Below are 6842 nucleotides of genomic sequence, written 5' to 3' on the forward strand. Positions count from 1 at the left end.
TTGGTTGTTGGGTGTGTGGTAACCTCAATTATCCAAAGAATTTAGGGGGTGGCAATTTTTTTGCCTATAAAGCCCTCTATGGAGATATTTTATAACCTATTTCTTATAGAAGTTTTGACAATACGCTAGTTTTAATGGGAGGATAAAAATGAAAAAATTCATCAGTTTTAAACTTGCAAGTACTAGTATCATAACCATCTATACATTAGCCCTTTTCATGCATATACTGATCCTATTTCAAGTCATTCCTTATCATTTTATTTGGGGAGGCCGATTAAACAATTCGACCGACATGTACATCTTTGAAACTATATCCATCTCCTTGCAAATCCTGTTTCTCTTTGTAATTGGGGTAAAGGCAGGATATTTTTTCAAGGGTCAATTCAATAGAATGATAAATATGGGGATTTGGGTTATGTTTGTTCTTATGATCCTAAATACGCTTGGAAATTTAGCATCTACGTCGTTCTTTGAAACCATCATAATGACTCCAATTACTGCTTTTCTTGCAATATTATTGTTTCGTATAGGTATTGAATAAGGGTTATTTAAATTTCATTACAACCTTCGAACGACTCGGAAACAACCTTCGAAAACCTGGATCGTACTTTTTTACCTTACGAATGATTAGAAAGACAGCTTCGAAACTAGGAATATATACTTCCGAATCATTCGGAATCGACCTTCGAAACCCATGAATAAATACATGCGAATCATTCGAACCACATTTCGAAAGCGCCATTGAATTACCAACTCCTTTTTGGTGTTTATTTTATTTCCTGGTTTATATTTAGTATTTACGACTTGTGGTTGGGGAAACGGGTTGGATTGATCTTTGGTTAGCACTCTTATCGATATACTATTATGGGACCCATAATTAACTTGCCACGTTTAAGAGCCATTTTAGAAGCGGTGATCAATGAAACAAACAGCTCCCCTTTTACCGCTCTTTTACAAACGATACATAACCGCACTCTTTGGAACTCATTTATGATTATGCCCATGCTTAGGTTCGGTATTGTATTATTAATGACTAGGAAGCTCGCCATGGTCGGGACTTGATGGAATTTGCACTTAGGAGTATGAATCTAGGGGGTTTTCGGCCAGAACTTGATAGAAAATGCCTTTGGGAGTCCGAATCTAGAGGAAATTTAGACAGGATTTGAAGGAATTGCCTTTGGGAGTCCGAATCCAAGAGGGATTCAGACCGAACACCATGGAATTTGCACTTGAGAGTCCGAATCCACGGAGTATTCCGAGCCCAATTTGATTCCTGCTGGTGACACCAGTACGTAGCAGTCAATTTTATTAGCCAGGTAATCCGCTAATCTTAAAATAATTCCTGCTCCATAAGAAGTCCGATAAATGTGCAGCTAGGTATGTCGCACTCAATCACTTTTACCAATTAAATCTTTGTTTTTCCTTTCTAAAGTAGTGCATTTTATTTGACTAATAATTCACAATCTTTTATCATTAACACATACAAACAAATATCTCCTTAAAGGGGAGTAGCTTTTACAGCAAAGTCGTCATTACGGAGTCACTTCACTCCCGGCTTTGTTGGCAACCATTTGTCGTTGTTAGCAAGACCTTTACCTGTTTGTAAAGGTTTATTTACACTAAACCTTTACCATAGTGGTAGAGGTTTTTTATTGAAACATATTGTCAGAAAAATCAAATTTTAATATCAGGAAGGAAGAAAGAGATGAAACCCGGAAAACTAACTTTAGAAGAACTCATGAAACGAAATAAAGAGGAATTATTAAAGGATAAGTTACTAGTTGAGAGGATCGAAAAGCGCGTAGAAGAAAAAATTATAAAGCAATAACAGGTAGGGCCCCTCTCGAACAAGAATGGGGCCTTCGTTTATTTAAAAGCAACAACATATCCTCAGGTTTCAATATAGGTCATATCCAACCATTTTTCACTGCAAACGACCCTTATCGACTACTACCTACACTTTGACTCACAAAGGTTAACTAATTGTTTTTCCCATCTGAGATAGTGCATAGTGAATCCCATGCTGAAGTGTTTGAAATACTTCAAAACGACCAAGTGTCACATGAGATTCAACCATTTTAATGGCTAAGTTGGAAGAAATACCTACCAAAATTGATTTGGTACCTATTAAGGAAGCTGCTGAGCCAATTTTTACAATCAGATCAATCGTAAAATGGTCCACTTCTGTATCTAGACCTGTTAAGTCAAGAATAAGATAATTAGCCTTATGCTTAGGCAAATTGTTTAAGGTGTTGATCATAAGATCTTCGGACCGGTCCTCTTCGTATTTCCCGACCAGTGGTACAACGACAATTCCATCGAATACAGGTATGATCGGAGAGGATAGTTTTTTCACCAAATTCCGAAGCTCACTTGTTTTCTGTTCCACCATTTTTTCTAAGCGTAAAATCTGTTCAGACTCGTTTTTCCGAGCTAACTGGTGTATGTTTGTGGTCGCCGTAATATTGGAAGGAAAGTATTTAACAATGCTGTACTCAGATCCTTCGAGTTGGTCTTGTTCATATTCGTACCAAATGTTCTCTCCAAAAAGGCTAGTGAATAGCCCGGCAAAATGAGCCGCTAAAAAAGCAGATCCTTTATTTTTCCCTTGTGCCAAGTTAATTTTGTATTCCCAGCTGTCTCGGATATGAGCCTCAAGCGTTTTCTTTTCATAATCGAGGTGCTTTATTTCAGCTCTTCCCCAACCAGCAGAGGCGTATGTATTGGTAATCATTTCTGCTGCTTCAGACACATCAAAGTCCTTGATTTTCCGAAAATAGTCCCCTACTACAATCCCTTGACGATACCCGGTCGTCTCAAGGACCAAATTGGATGCCTCTTCCCCAGATACCTCTTCAATGGTGTCAAAAAAAGACTTCATAGCACTATTGATCCAAAAAAGGACAGCATCTTGATTTTCATATTGAAACTTTCCTTTTTCAACCTCCCAAGTAAAATCAAGACCTTCTATATTAACTTTCGAGTTCTTACTCATTCCTGCCACCTCATGTCTTGTAATATCTGCACCCAAATCCTTAACACCCCAGCTATATGACACCTTTCCTAATTTTACTATAAACCTTATATTTTTCCATTTATATGATAAAATAGCTCAAAATTCCCTTCTTTCAACGTTGAAATTTAATAAAATCGTTATATTAGTTACATTTAACATCTAATTTAAACAAACCTGTAAATTTGTAACAGTGAATCGTATGATACATTAAATTTACAAGTAATATTAAAGAGTTGATACTATGTTAAATGTGAAAGAAACTACGGAATTACTTCGGAGTGAAGGCATCGCGGATAATGAAGAGACGGTGATTCGTTGGATTCTCGATGGAAAAATAAGGGCCAAAAGAACAAAAGATTTGAACATCAATTTTTCTATTGATCCTTTTGATTTAGCCACTTTTATTGTTGAAAAGAAAAATGAGAGAATGAGTCAACAATTTGGCGTTGATTATGAGCATTGGGAAAAAACGTTTCATGAAAACACAAAATTAAAAGAGAAAATGGAAGAACTAGAAATAACTATACGAATTGAACGAGCCAAAGTTCGCTCACTGAAAAAAATGGTCAGATCTGAGAAATCATTATTCGAGCCTGCCCCTTATACCATCCACTCCCTCTTAGGAGTTGAGGAGAATGGTGACAAGGACTTGTTAAAGAAAGAACTAAAAAAACTACTAAAATTCCTTCATCCAGATCGTGGTGGGGATGAAAGACTATTTAAAGTGTTTTATGAACACTACGAAAAAATGAATCTTAAATAATTTTATAATTACAATGAAAGGTGGTCATTTTATGGCAGACTTAAACTTACAACAACTAGTAGAGGCGATACCTAAATCTGTATTAAATGCATCTGATCGCGATCTGGAAGGATTCCAGAAAATTCTACAAGAAACGATCAAATTAAGAGAAGGACATCTTAATCTACAAAAAATGATAAAAAGCTACTCGTTATCGAGTCCCACTCATACGAATCAACGATAATGAAATGGAGGACATTCTCTTAAAGGATGTCCTCCTTTTTTTCTATGCAAGAGTGTTTCGTTTGACCATGTTATACCAGCTTATTCCTCCATGTTGTGATTCGGATAATCCATGGTTAACAAAACCTAAATTTTCATAAAAAGTAATTAAATTATGTTTACAAGTTAATGTGATTCCTTCTCTTTCATTTTTTTCAACAAGCTCCTCCATTTTTTCAATCAAGTTTTTTGCAATTCCTTTGTTTCTTGCCTGTATGGACACAGCTAGTCCTAAGATGCTCTGATACCCTCCTTTTGTCGGGTTCTCATTGATTTTCTTAAAAAGATCATCAGATATGAAAGGTTGATTAATGATGGGACCATTAATATACCCAAGGATCTCCCCTTCCTTTTCTGCCACAATAAATGTATCAGGTATCAACTGTATCCTCTCGACAAATGCGTCTTTTGTGGCAGCTTCTTCTTTAGAGAACCCTTCATTCTCAATTAATAACAGCTGTTCTAAATCTGTAGATTGAACATTTCTTAAAGTAATCATCTTGATATATTTCCCCCTCTTGTTCCCTAAATTCATAAGTTACAGCACATTCAAAATTGTCTTCTAGCATTCTCATGTATAAAATAAAGTTCTAATTACGAGGATACTAAAATGCTTAATAGGTTGCAAAAATAGAAGTCAGTTTGAACTTTTTTATCTTTAATTCAAACTATTTTTTTCGCTTTAATTATAGACCAAAAGACCCGAGTGACAATTCAGTACAAAAGTTTTACCGCAACCTTTGTTTAGTCCACGTTTTTCTTGGATCCACCTAAGTCTAGCATCATATCTTAATTGCAAAAGGGGAAATTTTTTATGAGAAGTATTAAGGGAAAAATATTATTCAGTTTTGGTCTGATTCTTGCTATATTGGTCGTCATTGCCTCCTACAGCTTCTTTTCGATTTCTTCCATATCTAATGATGTAGAAGACATCACAGCAAACGATATGAAATTTTTAGAAGCTGCAAATTCGATGACCTTTAGTGTGGCCAATCGAGCAAAAATCGCCAGAGATTACATACTTTTTAATGATAGTGAATTTAAAGAGCAGTTTCTAGCTGAAACAGAAATGGCAAAAGAAACCGAAGAACTCTTATTAGCAGCGATTAATGAAGGTCGTATTTCTAAAGAAATCGAGTCTGCATTGATGGATGCGGATGAAAAAACAAGGAAGTGGAGAAAACTTGTAACCGATGAAATTATTCCTCTCTATGATAGTGGAGACGTGGAAGGCGCCATCGCCCTAATGGAGGAAGAATGTTTACCTTACAGCCAGGAAGCCATCGATGCGTGGGTAAAAGTCGTAGACATGCAAAATCAGATTACAGTGACTCAAGCAGGGAATGTGGAATCTTTAGCTGATAGCTCTGAGAGTCTGATTACTTTTGGCTCTCTTATCGCGATTGTGTTTGCGATTGTGATTGGGTTATATAATGCAAAAGTGATTTCGAATAATATCTCTCTAGTCGTTAAACGGTTGGAAAAAATCGCTAGTGGTGATTTACGTGGAGATCATCTAAAAACCAATTCGAAAGATGAACTCGGACGTTTAATCGGTGCCTCAAACATTATGATAAATCATTTAAAGTCATTAATACAAAAGGTCGCTGAAACATCCAATCAAGTGGCTGCTGCTTCACAGGAATTTCATGCTTCCGCTGAACAAACTTCTTCTTCAGCCGAACAAATTACTTTCGCTATCCAAGGAATTGCGTCAGGTGCTGAAACATCTTCTGTCAGTTCACAAGAAACCGTTGTGGCAATGAATGAAATGGCACTTAATATGTTAAAAATCGCCCAAGCTTCCAACCAAGTGGCTCTAGCATCTCAAGATTCTACTCAACGATCAAAGGAAGGAAATGAACTGGTTCAACATGCGGTACAACAAATGGACTCGATTCAACAATCCGTTGGTCACACCTCTAATCTTGTTCTTACGTTAGGCGAAAGTTCTAAGGAAATTGGACAAATTGTAGGTGTCATTACGGGGATAGCCGATCAAACTAACCTATTAGCGCTAAATGCAGCAATTGAAGCTGCCCGTGCAGGAGCCCATGGACGAGGTTTTGCTGTTGTAGCAGATGAAGTGAGAAAATTAGCGGAGCAATCAAAAGTTTCAGCCGACCAAATTGCGAAACTAATTCACCAAATTCAATTTCATACAAGAACTGCAGTAGAATCTATGGCTGATGGATTAAAGGAAGTCGAGGTTGGAACAAAGGTCATTCATGAAACTGGAGAGAACTTCAAACGAATTTTCGATTCTGTTCAAATCGTTACCAATCGCATTCACGAGGTATCTTCTTCTGCCGAACAGATGGCTAAGACCACGGAAAACATTACAAATAACGTTCAATCTCTTGCTACCATTGCACAAGACACATCCTCTAACTCTCAAAATGTAGCTGCTGCATCTGAACAACAATTGGCTACTATGCAGGAAATGGCTGCATCTGCCTTTGCATTAAATCATTTAGCAGAGGAGTTAAAGGAAGAGTTAACGAAGTTCCAGGTGTAATTACTCAAAAGGATCTAAAAAGCTCAAAGTTACATGGTAAAGGGTTCCGTTTTCGGGTACTTTCTTATTAAAATACACAAGAATTGACGTATGAATTTGATATGCTCCCGATAAAGTAGACAGATGAAATAATAAAAAATCTGTTTACTTTATTGGGGGTTTTTTTATGGCGAAAAGTGCATATTCAGCACAAGAAAAATTAGAATTTATTATCAAATACCAAAACAGGAAGTCATCAATTCAAGCTTTCTGTCAACAACATAAAATAACTGAAGATACATTAA

The 6842-nt window shown here is 36.6% G+C and carries 8 protein-coding genes; 5 read left to right on the plus strand and 3 right to left on the minus strand.

The window, feature by feature from the left end:
* Positions 1–148: 148 nt before the first annotated feature.
* Positions 149–541 (plus strand): hypothetical protein, encoded by a 393-nt coding sequence (locus ACVBAX_RS25110; protein ID WP_447119653.1) that lies wholly within the window; start codon positions 149–151, stop codon positions 539–541.
* Positions 542–544: 3 nt separating this feature from the next.
* Here the strand turns inward: ACVBAX_RS25110 and ACVBAX_RS25115 are convergent, their stop codons facing one another.
* Positions 545–742, minus strand: a complete 198-nt coding sequence (locus ACVBAX_RS25115; protein WP_447119655.1) for a hypothetical protein — start codon at positions 740–742, stop codon at positions 545–547.
* Between the two features lie 963 nt (positions 743–1705).
* Here ACVBAX_RS25115 and ACVBAX_RS25120 point away from each other — a divergent pair.
* On the plus strand, positions 1706–1828 hold the full coding sequence (locus ACVBAX_RS25120; RefSeq protein WP_430775717.1) for an FbpB family small basic protein: 123 nt from the start codon (positions 1706–1708) through the stop codon (positions 1826–1828).
* 147 nt (positions 1829–1975) lie between these two features.
* Here the strand turns inward: ACVBAX_RS25120 and ACVBAX_RS25125 are convergent, their stop codons facing one another.
* Entirely contained in the window at positions 1976–2995 is a 1020-nt protein-coding gene (locus ACVBAX_RS25125; protein ID WP_430775862.1) for an STAS domain-containing protein, read from the minus strand.
* A gap of 262 nt (positions 2996–3257) precedes the next feature.
* Between ACVBAX_RS25125 and ACVBAX_RS25130 the strand changes: the two genes are divergently transcribed.
* A complete protein-coding gene (locus ACVBAX_RS25130; protein WP_447119658.1) occupies positions 3258–3779 on the plus strand; it encodes a hypothetical protein in 522 nt (173 codons plus the stop codon).
* Positions 3780–3810: 31 nt separating this feature from the next.
* Complete coding sequence (locus ACVBAX_RS25135; RefSeq protein ID WP_119708017.1) at positions 3811–4002, plus strand: hypothetical protein; 192 nt, start codon at positions 3811–3813, stop codon at positions 4000–4002.
* Between the two features lie 42 nt (positions 4003–4044).
* Here ACVBAX_RS25135 and ACVBAX_RS25140 read toward each other — a convergent pair whose 3' ends face one another.
* Complete coding sequence (locus ACVBAX_RS25140) at positions 4045–4539, minus strand: GNAT family N-acetyltransferase (RefSeq protein WP_447119660.1); 495 nt, start codon at positions 4537–4539, stop codon at positions 4045–4047.
* A 315-nt stretch (positions 4540–4854) separates the two neighbouring features.
* Between ACVBAX_RS25140 and ACVBAX_RS25145 the strand changes: the two genes are divergently transcribed.
* Positions 4855–6558, plus strand: coding sequence for a methyl-accepting chemotaxis protein (locus ACVBAX_RS25145; protein WP_447119662.1), 1704 nt, complete (start codon positions 4855–4857; stop codon positions 6556–6558).
* Positions 6559–6842: the final 284 nt, after the last annotated feature.

It is taken from the genome of Robertmurraya sp. GLU-23, from assembly GCF_052983275.1.